The sequence below is a fragment of the Halocatena halophila genome, from assembly GCA_027563145.1.
Classification (GTDB): Archaea; Halobacteriota; Halobacteria; order Halobacteriales; family Haloarculaceae; genus Halocatena; species Halocatena halophila.
In genome coordinates this window covers 897,980-924,595 of record CP071306.1, presented here as the reverse complement: position 1 = coordinate 924,595, position 26,616 = coordinate 897,980, and the positions used below count along the sequence as shown (strand labels likewise).

General features: G+C 55.6%; 30 protein-coding genes and 1 tRNA gene. 15 read left to right on the top strand and 16 right to left on the bottom strand.

Annotation, left to right across the window (positions count from 1 at the left end; translation table 11 throughout):
- Positions 1-65: 65 nt before the first annotated feature.
- Complete coding sequence (locus tag JXQ78_RS04930) at positions 66-338, top strand: hypothetical protein (RefSeq protein WP_330632366.1); 273 nt, start codon at positions 66-68, stop codon at positions 336-338.
- Here JXQ78_RS04930 and menD read toward each other — a convergent pair.
- The 3 genes from menD to JXQ78_RS04915 all read right to left on the bottom strand — a co-directional run bounded on the left by menD (position 311) and on the right by JXQ78_RS04915 (position 4,134).
- Positions 311-2,062: a 2-succinyl-5-enolpyruvyl-6-hydroxy-3-cyclohexene-1-carboxylic-acid synthase gene (menD, locus tag JXQ78_RS04925; RefSeq protein WP_330632365.1), complete on the bottom strand. Its 1,752-nt coding sequence runs from the start codon at positions 2,060-2,062 to the stop codon at positions 311-313. The two genes, JXQ78_RS04930 and menD, sit on opposite strands and share 28 nt — an antisense overlap.
- Positions 2,063-2,067: 5 nt before the next feature.
- Positions 2,068-3,426, bottom strand: coding sequence for an isochorismate synthase (locus JXQ78_RS04920; RefSeq protein WP_330632364.1), 1,359 nt, complete (start codon positions 3,424-3,426; stop codon positions 2,068-2,070).
- A gap of 114 nt (positions 3,427-3,540) precedes the next feature.
- Entirely contained in the window at positions 3,541-4,134 is a 594-nt protein-coding gene (locus JXQ78_RS04915) for a molybdopterin-dependent oxidoreductase (RefSeq protein ID WP_330632363.1), read from the bottom strand.
- 199 nt (positions 4,135-4,333) lie between these two features.
- Between JXQ78_RS04915 and JXQ78_RS04910 the strand changes: the two genes are divergently transcribed.
- The 6 genes from JXQ78_RS04910 to JXQ78_RS04885 all read left to right on the top strand — a co-directional run bounded on the left by JXQ78_RS04910 (position 4,334) and on the right by JXQ78_RS04885 (position 7,614).
- Positions 4,334-4,546, top strand: coding sequence for a ribbon-helix-helix domain-containing protein (locus tag JXQ78_RS04910; RefSeq protein WP_330632362.1), 213 nt, complete (start codon positions 4,334-4,336; stop codon positions 4,544-4,546).
- A gap of 45 nt (positions 4,547-4,591) precedes the next feature.
- Positions 4,592-4,870, top strand: a complete 279-nt coding sequence (locus JXQ78_RS04905; protein ID WP_330632361.1) for a UPF0058 family protein — start codon at positions 4,592-4,594, stop codon at positions 4,868-4,870.
- A 44-nt stretch (positions 4,871-4,914) separates the two neighbouring features.
- Positions 4,915-5,610, top strand: coding sequence for a hypothetical protein (locus JXQ78_RS04900; protein WP_330632360.1), 696 nt, complete (start codon positions 4,915-4,917; stop codon positions 5,608-5,610).
- Between the two features lie 31 nt (positions 5,611-5,641).
- Positions 5,642-6,010: a hypothetical protein gene (locus JXQ78_RS04895; protein WP_330632359.1), complete on the top strand. Its 369-nt coding sequence runs from the start codon at positions 5,642-5,644 to the stop codon at positions 6,008-6,010.
- A gap of 47 nt (positions 6,011-6,057) precedes the next feature.
- Positions 6,058-6,846 (top strand): orotidine-5'-phosphate decarboxylase, encoded by a 789-nt coding sequence (pyrF, locus tag JXQ78_RS04890; protein WP_330632358.1) that lies wholly within the window; start codon positions 6,058-6,060, stop codon positions 6,844-6,846.
- Between the two features lie 405 nt (positions 6,847-7,251).
- Positions 7,252-7,614 (top strand): winged helix-turn-helix transcriptional regulator, encoded by a 363-nt coding sequence (locus JXQ78_RS04885; RefSeq protein ID WP_330632357.1) that lies wholly within the window; start codon positions 7,252-7,254, stop codon positions 7,612-7,614.
- A 7-nt stretch (positions 7,615-7,621) separates the two neighbouring features.
- Here the strand turns inward: JXQ78_RS04885 and JXQ78_RS04880 are convergent, their stop codons facing one another.
- Positions 7,622-7,798, bottom strand: coding sequence for a hypothetical protein (locus JXQ78_RS04880; protein WP_330632356.1), 177 nt, complete (start codon positions 7,796-7,798; stop codon positions 7,622-7,624).
- On the opposite strand from JXQ78_RS04880, the gene JXQ78_RS04875 reads away from it, so the two are divergent.
- The 4 genes from JXQ78_RS04875 (at position 7,797) to JXQ78_RS04860 (ending at position 11,625) form a co-directional block, all read left to right on the top strand.
- A complete protein-coding gene (locus JXQ78_RS04875; RefSeq protein WP_330632355.1) occupies positions 7,797-8,408 on the top strand; it encodes a J domain-containing protein in 612 nt (203 codons plus the stop codon). The two genes, JXQ78_RS04880 and JXQ78_RS04875, sit on opposite strands and share 2 nt — an antisense overlap.
- Before the next feature lie 38 nt (positions 8,409-8,446).
- Complete coding sequence (locus JXQ78_RS04870) at positions 8,447-9,121, top strand: phosphoglycolate phosphatase (protein ID WP_330632354.1); 675 nt, start codon at positions 8,447-8,449, stop codon at positions 9,119-9,121.
- Positions 9,122-9,184: 63 nt separating this feature from the next.
- Positions 9,185-10,786, top strand: a complete 1,602-nt coding sequence (locus tag JXQ78_RS04865; RefSeq protein WP_330632353.1) for a GTPBP1 family GTP-binding protein — start codon at positions 9,185-9,187, stop codon at positions 10,784-10,786.
- A 95-nt stretch (positions 10,787-10,881) separates the two neighbouring features.
- Entirely contained in the window at positions 10,882-11,625 is a 744-nt protein-coding gene (locus tag JXQ78_RS04860) for a helix-turn-helix domain-containing protein (protein ID WP_330632352.1), read from the top strand.
- 571 nt (positions 11,626-12,196) lie between these two features.
- Here JXQ78_RS04860 and JXQ78_RS04855 read toward each other — a convergent pair.
- Together JXQ78_RS04855 and JXQ78_RS04850 are read right to left on the bottom strand one after the other, a co-directional pair.
- Entirely contained in the window at positions 12,197-12,970 is a 774-nt protein-coding gene (locus tag JXQ78_RS04855) for a hypothetical protein (RefSeq protein WP_330632351.1), read from the bottom strand.
- A 1,088-nt stretch (positions 12,971-14,058) separates the two neighbouring features.
- The gene (locus JXQ78_RS04850) at positions 14,059-14,583 is read right to left on the bottom strand and encodes a hypothetical protein (RefSeq protein ID WP_330632350.1); all 525 of its coding nucleotides are present in this window, start codon (positions 14,581-14,583) and stop codon (positions 14,059-14,061) included.
- 865 nt (positions 14,584-15,448) lie between these two features.
- Here JXQ78_RS04850 and JXQ78_RS04845 point away from each other — a divergent pair.
- A complete protein-coding gene (locus JXQ78_RS04845) occupies positions 15,449-15,703 on the top strand; it encodes a hypothetical protein (protein WP_330632349.1) in 255 nt (84 codons plus the stop codon).
- Positions 15,704-15,967: 264 nt separating this feature from the next.
- Here JXQ78_RS04845 and JXQ78_RS04840 read toward each other — a convergent pair whose 3' ends face one another.
- From JXQ78_RS04840 to JXQ78_RS04820, 5 genes are all read right to left on the bottom strand, one after another.
- A complete protein-coding gene (locus tag JXQ78_RS04840; protein ID WP_330632348.1) occupies positions 15,968-16,831 on the bottom strand; it encodes a hypothetical protein in 864 nt (287 codons plus the stop codon).
- A 410-nt stretch (positions 16,832-17,241) separates the two neighbouring features.
- Positions 17,242-17,670, bottom strand: coding sequence for a cytochrome d ubiquinol oxidase subunit II (locus JXQ78_RS04835; protein ID WP_330632347.1), 429 nt, complete (start codon positions 17,668-17,670; stop codon positions 17,242-17,244).
- 94 nt (positions 17,671-17,764) lie between these two features.
- Positions 17,765-17,932, bottom strand: a complete 168-nt coding sequence (locus JXQ78_RS04830) for a hypothetical protein (RefSeq protein ID WP_330632346.1) — start codon at positions 17,930-17,932, stop codon at positions 17,765-17,767.
- Between the two features lie 42 nt (positions 17,933-17,974).
- Complete coding sequence (locus JXQ78_RS04825) at positions 17,975-18,178, bottom strand: hypothetical protein (RefSeq protein WP_330632345.1); 204 nt, start codon at positions 18,176-18,178, stop codon at positions 17,975-17,977.
- Positions 18,179-18,364: 186 nt separating this feature from the next.
- Positions 18,365-18,889, bottom strand: coding sequence for a hypothetical protein (locus JXQ78_RS04820; RefSeq protein WP_330632344.1), 525 nt, complete (start codon positions 18,887-18,889; stop codon positions 18,365-18,367).
- A 690-nt stretch (positions 18,890-19,579) separates the two neighbouring features.
- On the opposite strand from JXQ78_RS04820, the gene JXQ78_RS04815 reads away from it, so the two are divergent.
- Entirely contained in the window at positions 19,580-21,553 is a 1,974-nt protein-coding gene (locus tag JXQ78_RS04815) for an AMP-dependent synthetase/ligase (RefSeq protein WP_330632343.1), read from the top strand.
- Here JXQ78_RS04815 and JXQ78_RS04810 read toward each other — a convergent pair.
- The 3 genes from JXQ78_RS04810 to JXQ78_RS04800 are packed head-to-tail and all read right to left on the bottom strand — an operon-like array spanning position 21,538 to position 23,310.
- Entirely contained in the window at positions 21,538-22,014 is a 477-nt protein-coding gene (locus JXQ78_RS04810) for a hypothetical protein (protein WP_330632342.1), read from the bottom strand. The two genes, JXQ78_RS04815 and JXQ78_RS04810, sit on opposite strands and share 16 nt — an antisense overlap.
- Complete coding sequence (gene mch / locus JXQ78_RS04805; protein WP_330632341.1) at positions 22,011-22,961, bottom strand: methenyltetrahydromethanopterin cyclohydrolase; 951 nt, start codon at positions 22,959-22,961, stop codon at positions 22,011-22,013. Before mch ends, JXQ78_RS04810 begins: the two co-directional genes overlap by 4 nt.
- A gap of 40 nt (positions 22,962-23,001) precedes the next feature.
- Complete coding sequence (locus JXQ78_RS04800) at positions 23,002-23,310, bottom strand: MTH1187 family thiamine-binding protein (protein WP_330632340.1); 309 nt, start codon at positions 23,308-23,310, stop codon at positions 23,002-23,004.
- 557 nt (positions 23,311-23,867) lie between these two features.
- On the opposite strand from JXQ78_RS04800, the gene JXQ78_RS04795 reads away from it, so the two are divergent.
- Positions 23,868-24,725: a DUF4349 domain-containing protein gene (locus JXQ78_RS04795; protein WP_330632339.1), complete on the top strand. Its 858-nt coding sequence runs from the start codon at positions 23,868-23,870 to the stop codon at positions 24,723-24,725.
- 295 nt (positions 24,726-25,020) lie between these two features.
- Here JXQ78_RS04795 and JXQ78_RS04790 read toward each other — a convergent pair whose 3' ends face one another.
- Together JXQ78_RS04790 and JXQ78_RS04785 are read right to left on the bottom strand one after the other, a co-directional pair.
- Positions 25,021-25,284, bottom strand: coding sequence for a ribbon-helix-helix domain-containing protein (locus JXQ78_RS04790; protein WP_330632338.1), 264 nt, complete (start codon positions 25,282-25,284; stop codon positions 25,021-25,023).
- Between the two features lie 188 nt (positions 25,285-25,472).
- Positions 25,473-25,543: transfer RNA gene (locus JXQ78_RS04785), tRNA-Gly, on the bottom strand.
- A 187-nt stretch (positions 25,544-25,730) separates the two neighbouring features.
- Between JXQ78_RS04785 and JXQ78_RS04780 the strand changes: the two genes are divergently transcribed.
- Entirely contained in the window at positions 25,731-26,609 is an 879-nt protein-coding gene (locus JXQ78_RS04780; protein WP_330632337.1) for an RNA methyltransferase, read from the top strand.
- Positions 26,610-26,616 lie beyond the last annotated feature (7 nt).

The following is a 26,616-nucleotide window of genomic DNA, read 5'->3' as shown; positions in this document are numbered from 1 at the left end:
TGTGGTCAGTATCTGTCCATCGTAATGCATACATTGATAGTATTCTGACGGAAAGTTACACGCAGATGAACACAACAGAAGAGCGTGTCTGGTATTTGATCGTCGGAGCGTTCGCAATGATTCTGTTCGTGCTGTTGGTTGACTTACTGGAGAGCTCGGTGTATCTACTGGTGCGCCTCTCGCTTCTTGGTGCAGTGGTCGTGGGGATCTACCTGTTGTATCAGCTCTTCGGTGAGCTGCGGGCGATCAGAACGGAGCTCCAGTCGATCAGAACGGTTCTTGAGCAATCGCCCGAATCGGAGCAGACGGCTCAGTCCTCCGAGGAAGCCAGCGACTGAGCGTCGAGTTGCTCGCGGTGGCGATGGCTGCTGTCGTCGTCGACGGACACCTCGATGAGATGGGTTCTTTCGTTCTTGAGGGCCCGGCGGTAGGCTTCTCTGAACGATTCTCGATTCTGCACTGCGTCGTATTCGAGATCGTAGAGATCGGCCACGGGGTCGAACGTCAGTCCGTGTGGCGTGTTGAAATACTCGGTAAACGGTGGGTCGAACGACTCGATCGGGAGCATGTTGAAAATGCCACCACCGTCGTTGTTCAACAACACGATCGTCGCGTCGACGTCACAGCGATCGATCGCGAGGAGGCCATTCATGTCGTGATAGAAGGCGAGATCTCCCGTGAGCACGATGAGCTGGTCGTCGGTTGTGCTCCCAATTCCCAGTGCCGTCGAGATGATGCCATCGATGCCGCTCGCCCCACGATTGGCATACGCCGCGATCGACGTGGTGGTTGGCGCACCAAATCGGTCGAGGTCTCGAACGGGCATGCTGTTGGAGACAAACAGCGTGCTCGGATCCGGCGTGAGCGCGATCGTATCGGAGATGATACCCCCCTCGAAATGGGTTTCGTCGTCCGCAACCATCGAGTAGTGTCGCGATTCTGCACGACGAAACGCATCAACCCACTCGGTTTCTGGCGTGTCCGGTGGTGACAGCCGATCGGACAGCGCCGCAACGAACGCCACCGGATCGGTGGTCCACAGATCTGTCGCCGTGAACGTTGCTTCGTCCCATCGACCGGCCGGTGAGAGCAGATACTGTCGTGTCTCTGCTGTTTCGAGATAGCTGCGGAGTCGCTTTGAGGTTGGTGACTGTCCGAACCGGAGGACGAGATCGGGTGTGCGATCGAACTCGTCGAGATAGCCATCGTAGCCCCCAAAAACGGGGATCGACTCCACGTGTGGCCCGAATCGCAGGCCACTGACCGGGTCGGCGAGAACGACGAACCCGGTTGTGCGAGCAAGCGATGCACAAGCGTCTGGCGTGAGCCTGCTGTCTGGGCCCGCAACGATCAGTCCACGGTCAGCGGACTGAATCGCCCGCACCAGCGTGTCCATCGCCGACGGTTCGATTGGCGTCCGTGTACCCTGCGAAACCGAGACGAACGGCCCGTCGCGTCCGTACACTGCTTCGGGATTCGCGTCGAGAAACGCCCGTGATACATCGTCAGTTGGGGTCGGCTCAAGGGGTTTTTCGAACGGCACATTGTAGTGAACCGGACCTGGCTCATCTCCAGTGGCACTGAGGACTGCCCGATCGATCGCCGTTCTGAGAGCCCTGAGCTTTCTGGCGTTGACGGCTGGCTCGGGAAGCGTCCGATACGTCCGCACCGCACCACCGTAGAGCCCTTCCTGATCAACCGTCTGGTTGGCACCGCTGTGATGGAGCACCCGCGGTCGGTCTGCCGTGAGAATGATCAGCGGAATCCGTGCCTGATTCGCCTCGATCACGGCGGGATGGAAGTTTGCTGTGGCCGTTCCGGAAGTACAGACGAGTGCCGTCGGCGTTCCCGTAGCGCGGGCCTGTCCGAGCGCGAAAAATCCCGCTGACCGCTCATCGAACTGTGAGTAGACGGTGATGGCATCGCTCTCGCTGAGCGCGACGGTCAACGGTGTGTTCCGGCTTCCTGGCGCAACACACGCGCGTTCGACACCCGCAGTGGCGAGTTCGTCTACGATAACCGATGCCCACAACGTGTTCGTATTCGAAAACGCATCATCCATAGCAATCACTCAAGCGCGTCGAGAATCGGCTGGTATTTGAGCTGAACCTCGTCCCATTCGTCGTCTGGGTCGCTGTCACCGACGATTCCCACGCCCGCAAACAGTGTCGCCACATCGACCGAGCTGACGGCCGAGCGGAGCGCAACGGCAAACGTGCCGTCGCCGTTCGCGTCGAACCAGCCGATTGGGGCAGCGTACCAGCCCCGTTCGAACGGCTCGGTCGCACGAATCGTCGACAGCGCGGGCTCGGGAGGTAATCCACCCACGGCCGGCGTCGGATGGAGCGCCTCGATCATCGAGAGGACGTGGCCATCGTCAGTGAGGGTGGCCGTTACCGGTGTTTCCAGATGCTGTACGGTGGCGAGCCGTCGCAATCGACGCTCGCTAGTGGTAATCGAGCTGGTGAGTGGCTCGAGCTGCTGGCGAATCGTATCGATCACGAGATCGTGTTCGTGGTTGTCTTTCTCGCTCTCGCGTAGCCTATCGGCCAGCGTCTCATCGTCTTCCGGTGTCGCACCACGACTCGTCGTTCCCGCGAGTGCCCCCGTTGTCAAGGTTTTTCCCGCAACCGTCACGAGCCGTTCTGGCGTAGCGCCGAGAAACTGTCGATCGTTCGTGCCGTCGATGAGAAAGCCAAAACAGCCAGGATATGCCTCGCGGAGCCGTGCCAGGGTTGCTCCGCTGTCGAGTGGTCGCTCAAGCGTTGCCCGCAACGACTGTGCCAGCACGACCTTCCGGAGCGTGTGGCTGTGAATGCGATCGATTGCGGCCTCAACAGCATCCGTCCACGACGTTCGTTCCGGTTTCCTGTCAGTGTCACGAACCCCCGGTGGTGGTGACCCGGTGGTTACCTCAAGCGATTGCAGCCACTCGCGTCCGGATGCGATCAGCTGCTCGACCGTCGAGGGCTCAGATTCGACAGCTGTCGCCGTGAGCCAGGCGCTGTCCTCACCCCACGTGATTTGAAATCGGGGAAGCACGAACTGTCCGCCGGGAAACCCCTCCCAGACCCCGGTTGGAGTGTGGTCGTCGTGAAACGCAAAGCCACCGAACAGCCGTGGACGGGCAATCTCTGGGGTGTCTGCCTGGAGTGACTGAAACAACTCCGTAGCTCCGTCACGAATTGTCGCGAATCGGTCGGGCCCGCTCGCCGTCAGCACCGCTGCGCTCTCGCTGGTGACGATCGTTGGTTCGGCGTCCGACGTGTCGGCCACAGCCGAGGTGGCTGGACCACACCACACCGCTCGCGGCGATGTTGCGGATCGTACCACTGCGGCAAACGTTGGCGGCTCGATCGGGACGGAGTGGCTCACCAGTGGACCGTCTTCGACCCCCACCGATTCACCACCACGGAGTCGACTCATTGTCCGGAGTATTCGACCCGGAAGGGTAACTGTACCGTTGTCGATTCGGAAGATGACTGCCTACGGCCACCAGAACAGATCCCCCGAGCGTTCACGAGCGTCCTCTCGAATTTCTCAGGCGTATCGGTCTTCTGCCCAGGGATTTGCACTGTCGGAGTAGCCACGTCGCTCCCAGTATCCGCGCTCGTGTTCCGTTCGAAACGCAATCCCTGACACCCATTTGGCACCCTTATACGCGTATTTGTGCGGCGTGAGAACACGGAGGGGTCCACCGTGTGGCCCTGAGAGCGGTTCACCATCGAGCGCCCACGCGAACAACACGTCTTCGCGCATGCATTCTGCAAGTGGTAACGACGTGGTGTAGCCGTCCAGCGCATGAAATGTGACCGAAACCACGTCATCGTGGATCGACAGCCGTTCTGCGAGCTCAGTGAACGGAACGCCAGTGAACCGACAGTCTAGCCGACTCCAGCCCGTAACGCAGTGAAAATCCTGGCGCTGTGTCTCGTGGGGTAACGCTCGAAACTCAGAAAGCGTCCAGGATCGCTCCCGATCGAGCGCCCCCCATGCCCGGAACTCCGTTGTGGGCGTCCAGGATGGAACGTCTCCTTTCGACAGGACCGGAAACGCTGTCGTCTCTCGCTGTCCTGGCGGCAACCGTTCTCCATCGAACGCCTTATGAATGTCCGTCTTATCCGTACACTCCATACACACAACACGCCACGGAGACAGGTATCCGTACCGACTTTGCCCACTCTAACAAAAAATCATTGGACAGATATTGTTTTATAAAAAAATAATTGAATAATAATAAGAATATATCTTCCCGAACGTCGGATGAGTTTTTTCCCAATCCGGCTGATCCCCGTCAGAGTTATATAATCGACTATCAAACCGTCGAATATCTATGCCAAAGATGGAGATCACGATTCCGGAACATCTCGAGATGCAGATCACGCAGATGGTCGATTCGGGTGAGTTTATCAATCGCGAGGAGGCAGTCGAGGATCTGCTCGCAGCTGGGGTACGAGCGTACAAAACAAGCGGCCCAATGGACGACGACGAGCCTGGATTCGAGGACGATGGGATGATGGGCCACGATGATGAGTATGTGTTCTGACAGGTATCAGTAACCCTTAAACCTTCACCGCGAGTTGTTTCATTCATGCATAAGGACGAGCTGCTGGAGTTACACAATCAAATGGTCATTATTATGGAGTATTTCCGAGAACAGGAGGGGATCAACAGCTCGTTGTTCGATCCGTACGATGAGTTGAGTGTCTCTCCGGATGACGTTCACAAGTCCAAAAGTGAGCACAAACACGCCGTTTTCGTCCTTGGCAACGCGCTTGCTACGGCGATGAGCGAAGACGAGTTCTCGAGTGCGGGACGAATCGGAAAGCGGATGCAAGAGCTCGCAGACGACGCCGAGCGGAAGTTGTAGGCCGACCGGAACTGTTTTTGGGTTGCCCCTGGAGGACCTGTCAGATGTATCACCGCACCAGTTCCGACGGATTTCGTGAGATCGATCGCTGGGACGATGGGGTTGGCTGGATCGCACACCAAGAGGAGACTGGCGCGCGCGCCAGCCACGCAGTTCGAGGTGAAGACGGTGGCGTCTGGTTGCTCGACCCTCTCGATGCGCCGGACGTGGATGCGCTGATCGACAGGCTCGGTTCGGTCACTGGTGTGGTCGTGTTGTCGAACTACCACGCTCGTGACGCCGACGTTTTTGCGAACAGATACGACGTGCCTGTCTGGGTCCCCGCCTGGATGAACCGGGTTGTACCGCGCCTTGACGCTCCCATCGAGCGGTTCGATGACACGTTTGGCGACGCTGGATTTGTCGTTACGGCATGCAGCGGGCTCCCGGGCGCACAGGAGGGAATCGCGTATCGATCGTCGGACCGAACGCTGTACGTACCGGATCTCCTCTCGACGATGGAGATGGTAACCGTGGACAACGAGCGTGTCGGGTTCTTTCTTCCGGCGCGTCTCAGGCCGCCGTCGGTGTTGTCGGACGTTTCTCCCGAGCAGATCATTCTTGGTCACGGCACTGGCGTCTTCGATGACGCAAACGAAGCGCTGACGCACGCCCTTGCGACCGACTGGCGACGATTTTTCCAGGCGTTCAGAAAATCATGGCGCGACCAGCTCCGTGCTGGTCTCGATGCGATGAGGTAGTCCTTTAGGTAAGAGCGCCAAAGGGGCCCGCATGAGTCCGGATCGCGAGCTCGACGGTCGTCGAATCGGTGAGCTGTTATCCAGCGAACTCACCGCCCGTGAGGATGGACCCTTGTCGTCGCTTTCAGTGGTGGATGCGGTTCCGGACGCAGAGCCCAGCGTTGATGGCACGTTCGCATACGGAGTGGCGCACGATGATGAACGCGTTGCATCGGTGTATCTCCAGGAAGACCGCATCCGGGTTGAGTTCAACGAGCCGACAGAATCGGTCAGATCGGCCGCCGAATCGACGTCCCTGCGCGTTCGTCCTCGTTCGAATCCGCCGGGATTGCTCGTGTTCGTCACCGATGGAGCCGGCGTAAAACGCCTGCTACCGGCATTCGAGTCGGCCGCCGACTGACCACGCCGAGTCGAAAGCACTCTCAGTACCGGGGGCCAATGAGATCCATGTTCTTCGACCGACTTCGCGAGCGCATCCGCGCCGTCGACAGTGTCGTCAGCGTTGGTCTCGATCCAGATCTCGACCGTCTTCCCGAACACCTTCTCGAGTATGAGCTTCCCCGATGGGCGTTCAATCGACGGATAATTGATGCCACACACGAGCACGCGGCTGCGTTCAAGCCAAACGTCGCCTTTTATGAGGACCCCGACGGCTGGCGGGCGCTCGAAGAAACGATTGCCTACGCCCATGGCAAGGATGTTCCGGTGATTCTCGACGCCAAACGGGCGGATATCGGTAATACCGCACGGCAGTACGCCCAACTGCTCGATCGTGCTGATGCTATCACCGCAAATCCATACATGGGCCAGGATTCGCTCCAGCCGTTCCTTTCGCGGACCGAAAGTGGTGTATTCTTGCTCTGTCGCACCTCGAACACCGGCGGAGCAGACCTCCAGGAACTCGAACTCGACAGCGGCGAACTGCTGTACGAACGGGTGGCAGAACTTGGGGCATCGTGGAATGAACACGACAACGTCGGTCTCGTCGTTGGTGCAACGACGCCCGATGAGCTCGAAACCGTTCGCGATCGCGTACCAGCGCTCCCGTTTCTGGTTCCAGGAGTTGGTGCCCAGGGCGGCGACGCAGAGGCGGCCGTCACGCACGGATTGGCCGACGGCGTTGGCGTCATCAACTCCTCTCGTGGGATAATTTTCGCCGGATCTGGCGAACAGTTCGCCAACGCAGCCGGCCAGGCGGCCAGACAGCTCAAACGACAGCTAAATGCATTTCGGTGAATCGATGCGAGAACAATAGGACCGGAAGCGCTGGGCACTGCAGGCCACTTCCGGCGTTGAGGGGGCATCCGAACAGGCCGTGGCGATCACGCCACGCGTGAGAGCCACGAAACGATCGCCACCGGTGCGTGTGAACGAGACCGTCAGAGTTGTTGACTTCCGATCACGCTGCCCACGAACCTGAACGATTCGAGTAGCGTCCGAACGGTTGTCGTCATCGTTCGACGACACCGTTCGACGGGGGGAGTGTCGGCGATCGTCGGGCGTCAGGGGATGTCCTACGCCCAATTACTTCTCAGACCGGAAGCCACCTAAAGCTAAGCTACCCGTCGGCTAACCTACTTAGTAGTTGCTGACCTGACTGTCACCAACATTAACTACTCTGCTGTCGTTAGAATGTATTGTATGCGTAACGGGTACGAACGTGAGGGGTGTGTGGCTGGCTGGTGTCGAGACAGTAGCTTCTGTTCTGTCTCGTGTACGGCCCGACTCATCGGTAGAAAGTGGCATCCAGTGATCGTTCATCGGCTGTTGGACATCGGACCGCTTGGATTCAACGAACTTGAGCGTGATCTCGAGCCGATTTCGAGTACGGTACTCTCAGAGTCTCTCGAAGATCTCGAAGCGAACGAAATCATCGAACGCCGAGTGGTGAGTGAAAAGCCGTTCCGCGTCGAGTACGGGCTCACGGCGCAGGGAAAATCGCTCGAGCCGGTTATCGAGGCGATGGGCAAATGGGGGGCCTCGTATATCGAGGAGTCCGAGTGAGTCGGGCCTACAGCTGATACGTGTCTTTCTCGTCGAGTTCTCCCGGCGTAATCGTTTCTCGACAGTCCGTACACCAGCCGCTGTCCCGGTCGTAGTGGTCCTCACAGACGAGTCGCCCACACCGGTTACAACCATCGACGATCTCCGGTCGTGAACAAAGAGCACAGAGACCACTGACACTCATGCAGTGTGATAGCATCTCCCGGGTGAAGAACCCGTCGCCGACTGACGAACCACCGAAACACAAAACCCCCTCTGGAAACTACACGCTCATAGTGACACGTCGGTGGCTCATTGTCGGGCTGACTGCGGTGTTTTGCGGTCTCACAGTGCTGACAGCGATGGTCGGAATCGTCTTTGAGCCGTTTGCGTTTTTGCTCACCACCATGTTCGGCGTGACGTCGTACGTGCTCTATCAGCACGCAAGCGGTCGGTTGCGCCAGCGCGTCGTTCGCACGGCAAATCGCACTCGATCGTCTCAAGCAGACCCTGGCCGCGGTGGATTCGGCGCTGGTCCACGCGGACCATTCCGGTCACGACGCCGTCGGGCGCGCCAGCAGTCCCAGTATCAGCAGTATCAGCAGTCCCAGCGCCAGCAGCCTCCCACGACAGAGCCATCCGGACTCTCCACGGCGGAAGCCTACGACATTCTTGATCTCGGAGAAGATGCGGATCAGTCCGCCATCAAACGCGCCTATCGTGAGAAAGTCAAAACGGTTCATCCGGATGCGGACACCGGTGATGCCGACGCGTTTCATCGGGTGACCGAAGCCTATGAACGGCTCTCCTCCTGATCGATTCGTTCTTTCGCCACGAACTCGCTATAACTACCATGCAGGCGCTCGCTGTCGATATTGATGGAACGCTGACGCGACCCGACGGATCGATCGATCCACGGGTGTTTGATCCATTGCGCGCGTGGGATGGCCCCGTAATCATCGCAACTGGGAAATCGATCCCGTTTCCGATCGGGTTGTGTGATTTCATTGGGATCCCCACCAGGGTAATTGCCGAAAACGGCGGAGCGATCTACACTGCCGATGACGATGAGTTGACAATTGTGGGCGATCGAGCAAACGCCCAGCGCGTGATCGAAGCGTATCGGGCTGCGGGCTATGAAACCGGCTGGGGTGGGGCCGATCTCGTAAACCGCTGGCGCGAGACTGAGTATGCTGTCGCCATCGATCAGCCACTCGAACCGCTGCGAGCGCTCGCACACGAAGCCGGGTTACGCGTGTTCGACACTGGGTATGCGTACCACGTGACCGATCCGTCGATCGATAAGGGTGCTGGCCTTTGCGAACTGTGCGATCGACTGTCGATCGATCCGGCGTCGGTGGTTGCGATCGGCGATTCAGAAAACGATGTTGCGATGTTTGAAGTCGCAGGAGAGGCGATTGCGGTGGCCAACGCAGACGAGCGCGCCGCCGCGGTGGCTGACCGACAAACGTCCAATGGATATGCGAGTGGCGTTCTCGAAGCACTCGAATCGGTCGTTGATCGGTGAGCGTGCGTGCGTTACACACACCGTCGGGAAATCTTTTATTCATTCAACCGTTACCAGGTACCAATGAGCCCTGACCGGGCCGTGCTCGAAACCGCCCTCGAGCGCGGAGAGCAGGAGGGTGGCAGCATTGAGTTCAAAGAACGACTCACTCGGGACGTTCATCTGGCCGATGGCCGGCTCGAAAGTCTCGTCGCGCAGTTGCGCCATCGTGTGTTATCTGGCGACGGCGAAGCCACCTACGTCGTTGGGGCGACGGACGACGGCGGACTCGCGGGAATCGATACAGAAACGTTCTCCGAGTCGATGGATGTGCTCTCGTTGCTCGCCGAACAGGCAGGTGCACACATCGATACCGTACAGACGTGGCCTGTTGGCGATGATGGGCGCGTCGGCGTTGCGATCATCAGAGAGGGGGCGATGCTCGAAACGGATGATGAGCACATCGTCGTCGGGACGGCTGGTCACGTCGATCACGGCAAATCCACTCTCGTTGGCTCGCTCGTCACCGGACGGGCAGACGACGGCGAGGGCGGAACGCGTGGGTTTCTCGACGTACAGCCCCACGAAGTCGAACGCGGGCTCTCTGCTGATCTCTCCTATGGCGTCTATGGCTTCGATGACGATGGGCCAATTCACGCACCAAATCCCAATCGGAAGGAAGATCGCGCACATGTCGTCGAGACTGCCGATCGGCTGGTGTCGTTCGTCGACACGGTTGGTCATGAACCCTGGCTGCGGACGACGATTCGTGGGCTCGTCGGGCAGAAGCTCGATTACGGGCTGTTGACGATTGCCGCCGATGATGGGCCGACGCGCACCACGCGCGAGCATCTGGGCATTCTACTTGCGACGGAGCTGCCCACGATTGTCGCTATCACGAAGGTGGACATGGTCGAGCCAGATCGTGTACAGGAAGTCCTTCGATCGGTTGAGCGTCTCTTGCGCGATGCCGATCGCTCGCCACTGGTTGTTGATCGATACGGCGTTGACAGCGCCGTCGAGGAGATCTCTGAACGGATCGTTCCGATCGTCACGACGAGTGCGGTCACGATGGAGGGCCTCGACGATCTCGACGAACTGTTTGAGCGGTTGCCAAAGACCGACAACGGTGATGGCCGATTTTCGATGTACATCGATCGGACGTACAACGTGACCGGCGTCGGTGCGGTTGCGTCGGGCACGATCAGGTCCGGGACGGTCTCGGCTGGCGATCAGCTGCAGGTCGGGCCGATGGCGGATGGATCATTTCAGCAGGTCGAGGTTCGGTCGATCGAAATGCATTATCACCGGGTTGATCAGGCGCGTGCCGGTCGCATCGTTGGCATTGCGCTGAAGGGCGTCCGAGAGTCCGATGTCGAGCGTGGAATGGTGTTACTTCCGGCGGATGTCGATCCCACGCCTGTGCGGTCGTTCGACGCCGAGGTGATGGTGTTGAATCATCCCACGCGGATCAACGACGGTTACGAACCGGTCGTTCACGTCGAAACCGTCAGCGAGGCGGCCGCGTTCTATCCGAAAGATCCACAGCTTTTGCCGGGCGATACTGGCGAGGCCCGCGTCGAGTTCAAGTTCCGACCGTACGTCATCGAGGAGGGCCAGCGATTCGTGTTCCGCGAGGGCAGATCGAAAGGCGTTGGAACGATCACGGAAGTGTTTGAGAATTGATCGGCGTTTGCTGGATCGATAGTGGGATGTAATCCTTTCCAGTTGTGGTGAACGGTTTTGGGGGCGCTGTGTGTAATCCTACCACCCCGTGTCACATGACGAGTGCTTCTCACACCGACTCCGGTCAGTCCACTCCTGTGTTGGTGACGGCGACGGTTCCCGCGAGCGAGCTCGGTCTCTCTGAGACGTTTGATTCCCGTCCGTCACTCACCATCACGCGGGCTCAGTATGCTGTTTCCGGTGCCAGATCGTTGTTTCCGCTCGTCTGGATTGATGTGGCGGACACAGAGGTATTTATGGAGACATTGGCCGATGATGCGTCGTTGCGGTCGGTGACGCGAGTACTCGAAACCGATGGACGGACGCTCTGGCGGTTGTACTGGAGTGATTCGGTTGAATCGGTCAGCGAGCTGTTGATCGATGGCGAGACGATTTTGCTCTCGGGCGATGGCACGGACAAGGAGTGGCATCTTGAGCTGTTGTTTCCGTCTCGGAGCGTTCTCACCCGAGTTTGCGAGCGGTGTGAGTCGAGTGGCGTTTCCTATTCGATCGATCGGATTCGAGATCTGCAGGCGGACGATCCACGCGTTACGGAAGCGGCTCCGCTTGGGCTCACAGAGGAGCAGTTCGTGGCGATCACCACCGCACACGAGCTGGGCTATTTCACGGTTCCGCGGGATGTGACGCTCGATGAGGTGGCTGATGCGCTCGGTGTGTCACATCAGGCGCTGTCGGAACGACTCCGGCGGGCTCAGTTCGCCATTCTTGAGGCCTGGATCAACACCCCCGGTGTGGGACTTGGTGGGCGAGATTTCGATGATGATAGTAGTGACGGATAGTCATCCTCCTTTTTGATCTCAGGTGAGCAGAGCTTACTACTCACTCGTCGAGTCGGTCGCTCACAACGTTCGCGCTGGGACTCGCCTGCTTTCACTCCAACCTTTTTTCGACTCGGGTGCACTCCGTGCACCACTCATCGAAAAAAGGTTGATGAAAAAAGCCGCTCGCTCCGCTCGCGGTGGGTTATCGTTGTCATATTCGGTTCGAAAAATTCCATAGTGGCAAAGAGTAGCTGTGGCGGATGAAACTAGTAACTCAAGGATCGTGAAAACCACCTTGATTGATCGATATCCAGAGATCAGAATGCCCACACCGAATAGACAGCTAGTGGTAGCTTGTGCTGTGTTTTCTTGTTGAGATAGTGGCAATTTATCAGTAGTTCGCTCACGATCGTCGTGAGCTAGTCTCTAGATGGTCGTTATGAGGATCGCAATAGCTAGCAATATCCAGCCTACGACTACTGAACAAAAGGACGTTTGCCCACACCTGCTGCTACTCCTCCATCGACCGTCATTCGTGCTGAGGTGTATCCCCTGTATAGATTCCTATCGGAGGGTGGTTACTCACACCTTAGCTGCCCGTTCTGGGAGTGACGCTCACAACGTTCGTGAGGACACGATCAACAGCATCCGCAGTGAACTGTTCAGCGGTTGTGAGGCGTCTCGCGAGCCAGTCGTCGAATATCACCGCTTTTCCGTTGCCGGTGTGGACGACCTCCGTTCGATCACCACCCAGTCGATCAAGGAACGACATCACTCGGGCGACCGTCTGGTCGTGGGCCGTTCCATACGCTTGTTTGAGCTCCTGTTTGATCGTCGTTGAATCCAGTCGCTTTCCTTTTGGGACCGTCGTGGCCAGTCCGCCGATCTCCATGGCGATCGCTCGGGCTCGTCGCTGATTCGCCGTCAGCTTCGCTTTATGAATAATCTCTTCTGGCAATCGAACGACCTGCTCCAGCGGCGTCCGTTGCTCGCTTCCATCAAGCGTCTCGACCTTCCGCGCAACGGCCTCAGTGTGTTTCTCTGACGCCTCCGTCTGACGAGCGTTCTCCGTCACGTCCTGTCTGATATCGGCCTTGTCCCGTTCGTTTGCTGCGCGATAGGCTTCGAGCTCGTCTTCGAGTTCCACAATCCGTTCGTGCAACTCTGCGTTTGTTTCTTCCTTCTGGGTGCGCTCTGCTTCCAGCTTGGCGATTCGCTCGCTTTGTGATTCGATCGTCTTGAGCATCGCTGCTTGCTGGTCGCGAAGGCCCGATATCGCGTCGAGGCACGTCTCGACAACTTCGCTGGTTTCATCAGTGTTATCTATACTCCGTCCGTCGATTTCGTTGGGTTTCAGAACCATTTTGATCCTGACCCATCCTCGGACGTGCGTCTACACGTCTGGGGAAACCGGGCAACCGGTTTTATCCCAGTCGGATGTGTATACCTACCACATCGAAATACCACTATTAATATGTGATGGAATTTAGATAGAAATGTTGGAGGGTATGACAGTTGTATTGATTGAAAACTGTGGCTGCGCTCGTGTTGGATTTTCACTGAAGGGCATCCGATCTACGCTTCAGTCGAAGCTCTAAGGTTGGCAGACCAGATCGGTCAGTGATCTGCGAGAAGATTCTATGGTCATCTAACAGTCATTTACCACAGACCCCCCGGGGGTGTAGGGGCTATTGGGGGGCTGTGGTCAAATCGCCTCGGCAGTACTAAGTAGAAGGGCTGTATACCGCTGATTGACTACCGTTACAGAACTACCCTAGTAGGGTTGAATCGGTAGAAAACGGTGGAGTATCTTTGTACTATGCTAGCACTCCATATAGTTGGTCCGTCTACTCTGAAAAATATCCTGGCCATCTCGAAGCAGGGAAAGGCATTCTTATATTTATAACTAAAACAATATATCGCTGTTTTATAAACTCAATTTTCAGCAGCTAGATGGCCGAACTATTCATTAGGAAGGGGAACAATGGCGAAGTATGCCATATTTATCAAAGAAAATTAAAAAACGATTGCTAACGCCTAGCATAAAAGTGTGGAATCACAAACTGCGGGCTGCTATATCTAGTGCATTATTATCGTTTTTTGGCGCGATTTTAGGAATTTACATTTCTGAATCGTATTATATATTCAACCTATCCACTACTAGCGTGATGTTATTGTCAACAATGGCGACAGCGTTTATAGGGATAATACTCCTCGCAATTATTGACTAATTCATTCCAAACTAAACTGAGATAGTGCTGGGACGATTTTCCTCGCGAACTACGCACATAGCTACAGAACTCCCCTAGTAGAATTGAAGCGAACTTACACCGATGCTATCGCGATGGACGGAATGAAGATGCTCCACCCGGACGATTTAGGCTTATTTCGTGACTCGCTCGCGGTGGATGATCCTAGCCACACACGGTTTCAAAAATCCGACGTGGATGGTTAGTTGTCGTGCGCTGGAGAGACCAACAGCTTGAGAAGCGCTGGTAGCTCCTCGGTTGACCGAGCCTCACAGAACGGAACGACAGCCTCTAGCAAACAACTGGCAGCCGAGACAGCCTCATCCTGGGTTTGTGCCCGTGCAGGATCCTCCGGACGATCTGGAGAAAACGCCAACAGGGTAACGTCACCGCTCCGCTGCTCATGTGCACGCAACCGCGCATCATTATCGAACCAGGCGGTGTAGATCGTCTCGCCCTGCGAGCGAAACCGAGTAATCCGATCGAGCGACGGAAGCTCATCCGGTTGACCACTCGAACGCTCGCTCAGATCAGCAATCGCCAAAACCTCCTCAACCTGGCGGCTGTGCGTACACTCCGTCGATTGACACGGCCGACACCAGCAGTTCTCGGCGATATCCACCACATGGTGCAACTCCGCACTCGAAAGCTCCGCACGATCCTCGATCCCCGCAAGCGTGCTGATCTGACCATCCGTCGTTCGAAAGCTAAACTGTGGGAGACTCACGACCCAACCCCCCACGATGGACAGCCAGTCGCGTGTGCGCGCGGCCGAGCGACAGGCTGCCCGCAGCGAGCGCACTGCGTGCTAGTCATTGACGATACGACAGGATTACAGTACCGCAGCGTTATTCCCTTCATGGGTTACCATCCGCATGGGAACCCCAGCGTCGGGTGCGCCAACACCCGGCGCGTTTCAGTGCACGCGCGAATCTCACCGACTGGCGTTCCCAGTTGGTTGTGCCAACCCACTGGATTATAAACTTTCGTATGTGTTAGTAAATTGGGTTGATCTGTGTCAGTTCCGAACCGTCCGTATTGTCGCTCAGTATGGCTGTACTACACCGTTTACTTATGCTTCACGGAAGCGTTGCGAATGTTGGAGTGTCTATGAATAGCGATACGACAACCATGGAATTAGATACCTGATATATGTGCTCCAATAACGCGGTAAGATTGTCCGTAAGAGAGTCCGGTATATACAGATGGAAATATTAATTTAATCAAATTATTTTGAGATAAATCTGGCCTATGTGATACCACCGAGTTTCTAATCTAACACATGGTAAATATATCTAGAGATCCATCTCTTCATTTTCACTATAACTGAGGTATTATTCTCAGATTAATTTATGTGACCACATCTTTATATTGTATTCTGAATGAAGTTATTTATTACAATAAATGTCTGATAAATAATATTCCATATTGATATGCTGGATTGGCATTCAGACTCCAACTCTTAGAGCAAGTACGCAGAGAACGAGCAATGAGAATAAAATAATTTAGATATGAGATATTATATTTAATGTGTACACTCATGAATCATCCCAAGGTAAATATATATATGAGTGGAATACGAATTGATCCATATGGCAACTGATCCCGATTATCGGCCTATCGATCTTCGAGAGATGCTCCGAGAAGGCGTATATATTGCTGTTATTCTCATATTTTGGAGCACCTTCGCATTTATTGGAATATTCGGAGTTGCAAACATAGGATATTCCACAGAAAGTTTATTCTCGTGGCTAGGTAATACTCTTGGTTTGGTATTTGCTATCACTGGCATTGGAAACGCTCTCATATATGTTATCGTCCGAGGACAGCAACTTTCCGAACAATAATATCCCACAATACAGTAATTATACACACCAATGAATAAAGTCCACATATTAATTCTAGAAAATAAGATTAGATTGATATCGGATATTTGATTGTCTCTGGTGGGATTTGGACTCTGGACAGTTTAGACTCAAACATAATCATTTAAGACTCCATCAAGCGCTTAATGGGGAGGAACAGATTGAAGAGGTTCAATAATAAGAAAATCTACTAATAATTATTTAGTGATGTGGTGGAATACCTAACCCTTACTCTTTGCAGATTAGCTACCCTTTCTTATACTTCCCTCCTTTGATATAGTATTTAATATTAAGATCACGCGATTCACCATCTGGTCGCGCCGTAGCTGCTACACCATTAAATCCTTGGGTACCTTCATAATCTCCAATCCACTGTGCCGCAAATTCATCCGATCCGAAAGAAGTACGACTTGGATGAGGACGGACTGTGTCCTGATTAAGATAAAACTCAGTACCAATCGCGGCACTCCCACCGTAACCACCAGACCCCGCAGATACACCAACTGAGACAGACACTTTCTGGCCGTTTCTTTTTATATCTCCATTCGGTTTATATCTTTTGAGCTCTGAATTCCGAAATTTGACATGATTGTACATATTCCATAAGTTTCCTGTCCAGTCCCAATAATCCCTTGACTGTCCCGATACCCAATAATTATAGAGATAATACCTTTCTCCAGAACTATTGACGACATCCGTCTTATATTCGTCAACAAGATGATCAGACTCAACAACTACCGTTCCAAAGGAATCCGTTACCTCAAGATGTTCGTCCCACGATCCCACTAAGGCTCCATCGACTTGAGTTGGGTTCTCTTGCTTTATTGATATATCGTCATTTGAGGAGTTATCGTCGGTTTTACGTGGGATCCCCTGTACCACCAAGTCGTTGTAACGGTCTCTCATACGTTCAATATAATCGTCACGTTCTGACTTGGACATTCCGGAGTTTCCAGCACCCACACTTATTTCAACGCTTGTAGAATGCCCATTACTTTCTGTATCACTAAATTCTTCCGCACTAACTACACCAGATGAGATACCAATTGCTCCTAGCATAGCTGAAGATCGTTTCAAGACCGTTCTCCGCGATAGGTTATCTTTACTCATTTATTTCCACTTCAATTGGTTTATTAGATCCTATTACATTTATATTTAACTATTCGAATAAATATCATATGGGGTAATCTATCATATATTATGATGGCCTTCTCCAAGTGGTGAATCGTTTGTGTGTATCCGTGGAACGTCGATAAACTAACCCAAATAAACAAACTTGGATCAGAGTTGCGCGATTCACCTCAGTGTTCCCACCAGTCAAATCCTCTATTCGCTGGTATCCCCTCTCCGAACTGGCAAAGCGTGCTGATCGGATACTGCCCGACTGCTTCGGGAACGCTTTCAGTGACGACATCTGCCAGCAATGAACAACAAAGAGAATTCAAACCGGTCTTTCAACACGTTCTACGATCACCTCACCCGTAGGATTCCTCGCTCTTGATCGGACTACTGAACGCACTTTAGAGAACGACAAAGTACGACAGCACGAGCGGGAGCAACAGACTCGTAGCGATCGTCATGAAATTCGCCATCAGCGGCGAAACGAACGCACTCTCGATGGTCAGACCGGCCCCACGATCGATGTACGGGTATGCACCGCTGGCGAACACACCGAGAACGGCAACGACGACGCCAGCAACCGCGACGAAGGCGAGCACCGGCCGCCCACGCCTGAGTGCCAGAACGTAGCCACCGGCCAGCCCGACCGTCCCGAGTACACAGACAATTACGACCGTCGTGAATAGCGCCCCTGACGTCGCGTGAATCACACCGAGCGTGAGTCCGAGCAAGACGAGAAACGCGACCCCATCGAACACGGTGAAGGCAACAATCACCAGCCCGCCGAGAACGCCGGCGAGTGTGATGGTCGTGGGCTGACCCGTATTCATGTTCGAGCTAATCTTTGCTTGTCGTCGAATCCAACCGCTTGCCGGACGGTACTGTCGTGGCAAGTTTGCCAATGTCCATCGCGACTGTCCGTGCTCAGCGTTGATTCGCGGTCAGCTTCGCTCGGTGAATTATCTCGTCTGGTAGTCGAACGATCTGTTCGAGCGGCGTACGTTGCGTGCTCCTGTCGATCGTTTCGAGTTTCCGGGCAACTGCTTCGGTGAGGGCGCTAGTTTCCTCCGTCTGTCGTGTATTCTCAGTCACGTCCTGTCTAATGTCTGCTTTGTCCCGTTCGTCCGTCTCGCATTACGACTGCACCTCGGTTTCGAGATCATCGATTCGTTCGTCTTTTCGTTCAAGTTCCGTCTGTAGACTGGTGATCTGCTCGTTCTGCCGATTGAGGTCGTCACGGATCGCCGAGATCTCAGCGATGAGCGTTCCGACAACGTCGCTAGTTCCATCACAGTTAACCATGCTCCGGCCGTCGATTTCGTTAGGTTTGAAATTCATTTTCAATCCAACCCATCCTCGGACGTGCATTAACACGTCTGAAGAAACCGGGCAACCGATTTGTCCCAGTCGCATGTATATTCCTATCACATTAAAATAACACTATTAATATTTGACGGTCTGTTGGTGGGTGTGTGGCGTTCTTCCAGTCATTTTGAGTGAAAACTGCGAAGAAAGAGGGAGAGGTTAGTTGTCGTGTGCTGGTGAAACCAGTAGCTCAAGGATCACGGGAAGTTCCTCGGTCGACCGCGCCTCACAGAACGGAACGACAGCCTCTAGCAAACAACTGGCAGCCGAGACAGCCTCATCCTGGGCTTGTGCCCGTGCAGGATCCTCCGGACGATCTGGAGAAAACGCCAACAAAGTAACGTCCCCGCTCCGCTGCTCATGCGCCCGCAACCGAGCATCATTATCGAACCAGGCGGTGTAGATCGTCTCACCCTGCGATCGAAACCGAGTAATTCGATCAAGCGACGGAAGCTCATCAAGCCCACCGTTCGAACGCTCGCTCAGATCAGCAATCGCCAAAACCTCCTCAACCTGGCGGCTGTGCGTACACTCCGTCGATTGACACGGCCGACACCAGCAGTTCTCTGCGATATCCACCACATGGTGCAACTCCGCACTGGAAAGCTCCGCACGATCCTCGATCCCCGCAAGCGTGCTGATCTGACCATCCGTCGTTCGAAAGCTAAACTGTGGAAGACTCACGAACCAACCCTCCACGATGGACAGCCAGTCGCGTGTGCGCGCGGCCGAGCGACAGGCTGCCCGCAGCGAGCGCACTGCGTGCTAGTCATTGACGATACGACAGGATTACAGTACCGCAGCGTTATTCCCTTCATGGGTTACCATCCGCATGGGAACCCCAGCGTCGGGTGTTTGTGGCACCCGGCGCGTTTCAGTGCACGCGCGAATCTCACCGACTGGCGTTCCCAGTTGGTTGTGCCAACCCACTGGGTTATAAACTTTCGTATGTGTTAGTAAATTGGGTTGATCTGTGTCAGTTCCGAACGTCCACGCCATGACGAACCTTAGATTGCCTGGTGCCTGTAAGAACGCTTCTTCCACGCGATTTATCCCCCATTTGGTTCGAATCGAGTTAGTAGTCTCAACGGAGCACGATCATCTCATCGAAAATAATAGACTAATATCATTTTAGTTAATAGACAACTCAACAGCGAGGTTTATCGATATGCGTGACAGAGCACACCCACCGCAGTTTTATCAGGATATCCACTTCCAGGGAATTTTCCGCTTACAATCTTATGAAAAAGCACGTATTTTTACAAGTATATCTTCACCAATCGCGTCACAGCTGAATCCCATCATCGATAAACTCGAATGGCATCCCTTTTCGTTTTAGCCGGGTATTTAGGGGCCGTGACGAAGATGGTCAATATGGATCCTGCACCCGGTTGGCTCACCGCAGAACGGGAGTACACTGACGAGGTTATCGGGGAGAACACCATTCCACAGCTATTCGCCGAGAGTGCTGTCCGCCACGCCGATCGGACGGCACAACTGTATAAGGGTGGTATCTACGACCGATCGCTCGTCAATGCAGGCGTGCTCGACCCGGCACCAGCTGGTGATTTTGCCGGGATTACCTACGAGAAAATGCGCTCGATCGTCGTCGCTCTCGCCGGTGGATTCCGAGATATCGGAATCACTCCAGGCGACAGGGTGGCACTATTTTCGAACACCCGAATGGAGTGGGCGCACACGGACTTTGCAGTGCTCTCGGCCGGAGGCGTCGTGACGACGGTCTACACCGAATCGTCTCCAATACAGGTGCAGTATCTCCTCGACGATCCGGATGCTGACTGCGTGGTCGTCGAGAACGAACGACTGCTTGAGCGAGTCCTAGAGGTCGAAGACGACCTCGACCTTGAAACCATCGTGGTGATCGATACGCTCACAGAACATACGGACCGAGACGACATCATCACCCTCGGAGAGCTCTACGAACAAGGGAAAACGGCCACAGAGGAGGGCGATTACGAGGCCTGGTTGCACGGCCGATCCGCCGACGATCTCGCGAGCTTGATCTACACCTCGGGGACGACGAGCAAGCCCAAAGGCGTCGAACTCACTCACAGCAATTTCCGCGCCAACGTCAACCAGATCAGAAAACGGCTCGCGCCCCGCCCGGACCGGGACGATGACGCAAAAACGATCGACGCACACACGACGGCGATGTCGTTTTTGCCCCTCGCACACGTATTCGAGCGGACGGCCGGCCACTTCGTGATCTTCGGTGCCGGAGGAACGGTCGCGTACGCCGAATCACCCGACACACTGACGGAGGACCTCCAACTCGTCGAACCAACCACGCTGACGAGCGTTCCACGGGTCTACGAGCGCATGTACGATCAGATGCGCCAGCAAGTTCGTGACTCCAATCTCAAAGAGCGGCTGTTCGACTGGGCGATTGAGGTGGCACGCGAGTATCAGCGAACGGAAAGTCCCGGACGCAGGCTGCGTGCGAAACGAAAGCTCGCAGATAAGCTTGTATTCCAGAACGTGAAAGACCAGCTCGGCGGAAACCTCGAGCTGCTGATCAGCGGCGGTGGTAGCCTCTCGAAGGAGCTCTGTGAGCTGTTCCTCGGCATGGGCCTGACGATCATCGAGGGGTATGGCCTTACGGAAACGTCGCCGGTGGTGTCGGTCAACCGTCCGGAGAACATTCAGCCCGGTCGGCTTGGCCCACCGCTTGTCGATGTCGATATCCGTCTCGACGACAGCGTGATCGGTCCGGACCAGACCGAGAAGGCGACCGGCGAGATCGGCGAGCTGCTCGTTCGTGGGCCGAACGTCACGGAGGGCTACTGGAACAAGCCAGAAGCGACCGAAGATGCGTTTACAGACGACGAGGAGGCCAATCGCTGGCTCCGTACGGGCGACATCGTCGAACAGGCTGACACCGGTGCGCTGGTCTACCACGACCGACTCAAACAGCTGCTCGTCCTCGACACTGGCAAAAACGTCGCACCGGGACCAATTGAGGACGCATACGCCACCAGCGATCGGATTGAGCAAGTGATGGTGCTCGGTGACGACCGGAAGTTTATCGGTGCACTCATCGTTCCGAACTTCGAGGTGATCGAAGGACTCGCCGAACAAAACGATATCGAGCTGGAAGACGACCCCGAAGAGATCACGAAACACGACGCCGTTCGTGGCTGGATCGACGAGGAAATTCAGCGGGTGAACAAGCGGTTTGCGAAACACGAACAGATCAAGGAGTTCGAACTCATTCCGCTGGAGTGGACGCCAGAAAACGACATGCTCACGTCCTCGATGAAGCTCAAGCGACGCAACATCACCGACGAGTTCGACGATCGCATACAGTCGATCTACGGCGACGAGTAGCCAGCATCACTCGAAACAAGGAGCTCGAATTCGACAGCCCAGGCGAGTAGTCTTGCAATTCTGGTTTCCCAGACGGCCTCCCAGTCGGTTCGACGGCTCCGTTCGTACTGTGGAACGATTGCTTTGACCGCTTCGTACACTTCGCCCACACGCAGCGGTGTGTCACTGTCGGCGACGGTTTCGACGACCGTTTGTGCGCCATACACTCCCTCGAGAAACGCAGTTCCGAGATCCGTCGGCGGTGAGCGACCCTGGTAATACTTTCCGTCGGCTTCAGTCACAAAGCCAAGCGCCTGTAGAAACGTGATCCACTGTCTTGCCACGTCACGACTCTCGATGGATGTGTCGGCCTGTAACCGTCCACAGCAGTCGGCTTCACTCGCCGGAACGACCGGAAGCGAGGTCGTCGCCGTCTCAATGAACGACCGATCGCGGATTGGCGGAACGACCTTGTACTTCATAGCCCGAATGACTCTGCGAGTACTGCATCGTCCCGTTCACCGAACGAGTAGGTCGGGCCTCCGACGACATCGACTGTCACCTGTGCTGGGCCATACACGTCCGGATCGAGCGCTTCGAGCTGCCAGTCTTCGGCCTCGAACAGCACTTCGAACGGATCGCCGTACTCGCTCGGCGCACTCGAGATCAGCTCTCCAAACAGCTCCGCGCCGGCGTCCTGCTCGACGGTGAGATGGACCGTTCCGCCGTAAGCCAGCGCGTCGTTCGTTCGGGCGATGGCAGCCGGTTCGCTCGCAGCCACTGGCGCGAGGGGTGCTTTCGCAGAGATCGAGAGCACGTCGAGCGGGTCGTATCCGCGTTCGAACGCCCGGAAGGTCGTCAGTTCGGCGGCGCGAGCTGCCATCGTCGTCGAGCCCGCCATGCTCGCCATCGAGACGGTCGGCAAAAACAGCTGGCCGGTATCGACATCACACCGCTGGGCTACCTGTTCGGCGACGGCTTCGGTCGGGAGCTGCTCGGCCTCAAGCGCGAGCACTGCGAACTCGAAGGCATCAGCGTAGCCAAGCTTTCGGAATTCCTCTTCCGTGGCGACGAGCGCACGCGCCGGACCGCTCCCGAGCGCGTCGAATCGCCAGTCATCTTCCGCGACTGTCAGCTCCCAGCCGGCCTTTTGTGAACAAAGCAGTGCGAACGCGGGATGGTCAGTGGTCAGTTCCACCATCGGTCTGGGGGTGTCGTCGACCGTTCCCATCGTCGTCGAGACCGTCGCCAGCCCAGCAGTCTGGATTTCGGTCAACAGCAATCCAGCTTCGATTCCACCGATTGCTTCAACGCCGAAATCGAGCACTGTCGTGCCCGTTTCTAGTTCGTACGCGTCGATTGCCAGCTCGTCGGTGAACTCCAGGGCCTCGTCCACCAGCTCCGTGGCCATTCGGTTGAGACTCTCCATACGCTCTTTTCGAAAGGCGTCCGAAAACGGTTGTTGGTTACTAGTTGCCGCTCGCGGGTCGGCCCAGGTGCTCCTCTACGCTTTCGACTTTCTCGGCAGCTGACTGGTCGATCGTGCGCTTGTCGTCGATCTTCAGGACGGTGCTGACCCGGTCGCCAGAAACCGCCGTATGCGCTGCCTCAACGGCATCGAACAGTTCGCTCACCGCGTCAGCTTCGATAACCGTCCCCATTGGATTCGTCTCATACGACACGTCGTACGCATCGAGCGCGTCGACGGCCTTTGCGACCTCTTCGCTCATTGATCCCTCTTGCACCGGTGCGACGCTGAGGAGTGCGATTACGGACATCGACTCGTGATTCGGCAGCCCGATCCGTAAGCGTTGCTCGGATCATAGCTGGAGTTCCCGGCCGAGGACGTGACCGACCGTTCCGTAGACAATGCCGACGAGCGCAACAAATCCGTAGATAGGGGCGATATTCACGAATATACGCCAGGTGGACAGCGTACTAGTGACAACAAGACTGATGAAGCGGTGAATAGGGTAAAACTGGACCTCAAACCCAGCGCCCCGATGAGCGCTGCAGGCACCACGTTTGGACGGCGGTAGCCCGATCGCACACACCAGACGAACGTCACGAGCATCCAGACTGGAACGGCAAGCAGTGTGAGATGGATCTGAAGCATTACGATCGTACTGACAAGTAGCCCAGCGATCCAGTATCCATCCGTCCGGTTTAGGAATCCGACGGCGAACACGGTCTCGGAGGGAACACGCATCCTGTAACCATTTTCACAGTCGAATAATCAACATTTCTCCAGGATATCACTCATTCGGGGAGTCATAGCGACAATCGGATTTTTACCTATCACAAGGAGTTTACAAATCAGTTGGCAATAGTTGGCATGGAAATACGTACGAAGTCGGTCGTGATACTCGCACTCCTGGTGATGCTCGCTGGATGTGGGGGGGTCGCAACGCAAGATTCAGCCCAGAGTGGTGGTGGTGAGCCGCCTGCGGGTGCGGCTGATAGTCGGGAGAACGCCAAGGCTGAGCAATCGGCAGAGAGCGAGGCCGTCTCGGTGGAATCAGCCATCGTTCGAGCCGGTGACGTACACACGCGCGTATCAAACACAACACAATCCCGCGATCGAATCACGTCGATCGTTCGAACTCACGGAGGCACGGTGAGTGCGTCGAGTGAATCGTTTGCCGGTCGTGATGGCCAGCAACACCGGAGTGAGATCGTCTATCGCGTGCCGGCAGAGAACTTCACGACAGTGTTCGAGGAGACGAAGGCCGTCGGCAGCATCACGCACGCGCGAAGTAACTCAACAGATGTCTCCGACCAGCTCACGGATCTCAACGCGCGGTTGAAGAATCTCCGCTCCCAGCGTGACCGATTGCGGGGGCTGTATTCCAACGCCAGCGACACCGAGGCCGTCCTTTCGGTCAGCGAAAAGCTCTCTGAGGTGCAATCCGAAATCGAGCGGCTCGAAGCAAAACAAGCGGCGTTGAAAGACCGCGTGGCGTATTCGACGCTCACCGTCGAACTGACCGAACGCCCATCGACCACATCACCTGATCAAACGGCGTGGTATGAGACGGGCATCGTCGCAGCATTCCTGGAATCGGTTGATGGCGTGGTGACTGTCTTCCGGGCGATCGTGGTTGGTCTCGCGTATCTGGCCCCGTATCTGCTGGTGTTCGGGGTTCCGCTGACCCTGGCTGGTTACGCCGTCCATAAACGTCGCACAGAGTGATGGTAACTCTGCTAATGGTCTTACTATAACCGGTCGTAAATATTACGACGATGGCCGACGTGGTGTACTTCGAGTAGGTTCTTAGATCGATGTACGAAAAGCAATGCCCGATAATCACCTATGACAAGTTTCTGATATCGTGTGTTTTCGAGTGGGGACACCCATTCCGGTGGCTTGCGGAACTCCGATGATATAATCCTCTAGCTTCTGAACGACTCGCTTGGCGACTGTTGCATCGAGTGACCGCAGATCATCGCGCGCCCTGGGGGTGAACCGATAGTCCCATTCTCCGCAATCACTCATCCAGAAATTCCTCTCGGATCTCCTCTCTGGAGACGAACTCACCCTGTCGGGCCTGTTGGCTGCTTTCTAGCAACGCTTCTAGAGCTGCTGCAGAGAGTTGCGTCTGGTTTACGGCATCACGGATTGACTGCCGAATAAATTCTGACCGAGAGTTAAAGCCGCGGTCCTTCCAGGTATCATCGAGTTCTGCAAGCAAATGCTCGCTGAGTCGAATGTTGATGTTCTCGGTTTCAGGATTTGTATTGGCTTTGGGCATACAATTGTATTACGCGCGGAATACAATAAAGGCTCGCACAACGGCACTGATTCATTCACAATATAAAATATATGGAAATTTATATGGCTACTGGGGCTGAGTCTACTAAACGACACTATTCAGGTGAGAAACAGTGTAGTGATTACTCGGCTACTACCCCAATTCCACGATGAAAACCCACAGATCCATGCGCTGGCTGGGATTTGAACCCAGGTTGTGACCATGGCAAGGTCACGTGATACCACTACACTACCAGCGCCCGTCTACACTCTACCGGAGCACGGTCATCAATAAAAACGTGTCGAACTCGTTCCGTCGTGCGGTTTGCTGTCGATGCGTAAAACAACGTGCGAGCCGGTCACACCCCTATGTTGAAGCGCTATCCTTTTAGGCCCGAGTCCTGAATGGACAGCACAGTCTAGTGAACAGCGAGGAAGCGAATCGGCATGACAAAAACTGTACTCGTGCCGTCATCGCTGGTCCGAGAAACACGCGACAAACGGGAGGCGACCCGCAAACTGGGATACGTCGCCCGTGCGGCGACCGTGTTTCGGATCGACCGTCTCGTCGTCTATCCCGATCGGGATGGACAGACGAGATGGGGTGACGGGTTCGTTCGAACTGTCCTGGCCTATGCGGCCACACCCCCCTACCTCCGAAAGGAACTGTGGGGACAGTGCGACGAACTGGAGTACGTTGGTGTCTTGCCGCCGCTCCTGGCTGTTACACAGACCGGCTCCGGATCAGACGATCCGGGGTCGTTAAGACAGGGAATCGTGACCGAGGTCGGATCTGACGGACGCGTCCGGGTCAATTGCGGCCTGCAACACCCGATCTCTCTGCCCGTCCCGTCGTCACTGACGGTCGATCAGGGAGAACGCGTTACCATCAGGATCGCTTCAGAAGAGCCGCTTCGTGCGCGCATCATTACCGACGAATCACCACCGGGTGTACGCGTCGAACGCGCCACGATGGATGTGGCCCTCAACCGTACCGACAGCGGCGTGCGGATCGCCGCCTCGCGCTACGGTGAGGAGCTTTCGATCGAATCGCTCACCACGCTCTCTCAGCAACTGACAGGGGCAACTCCGAGCGAGGAGCCATCGTTTACCGTTGCGTTCGGTGCGCCAGAACGCGGCCTCCCGAAGATCCTCGATATCGACCCCGATGGGGTCGAACTGCGAGATACACCGTCGGCTGACGACTCACAACCGGACAGGTCCCGGTTCGATCTCTGGCTCAATACGGTTCCACGACAAGGCAGCGAGACGATCCGAACGGAAGAGGCTCTGTTCGCGACGCTCGCCTGTCTCAATCTGGAGTGAGTGTTGA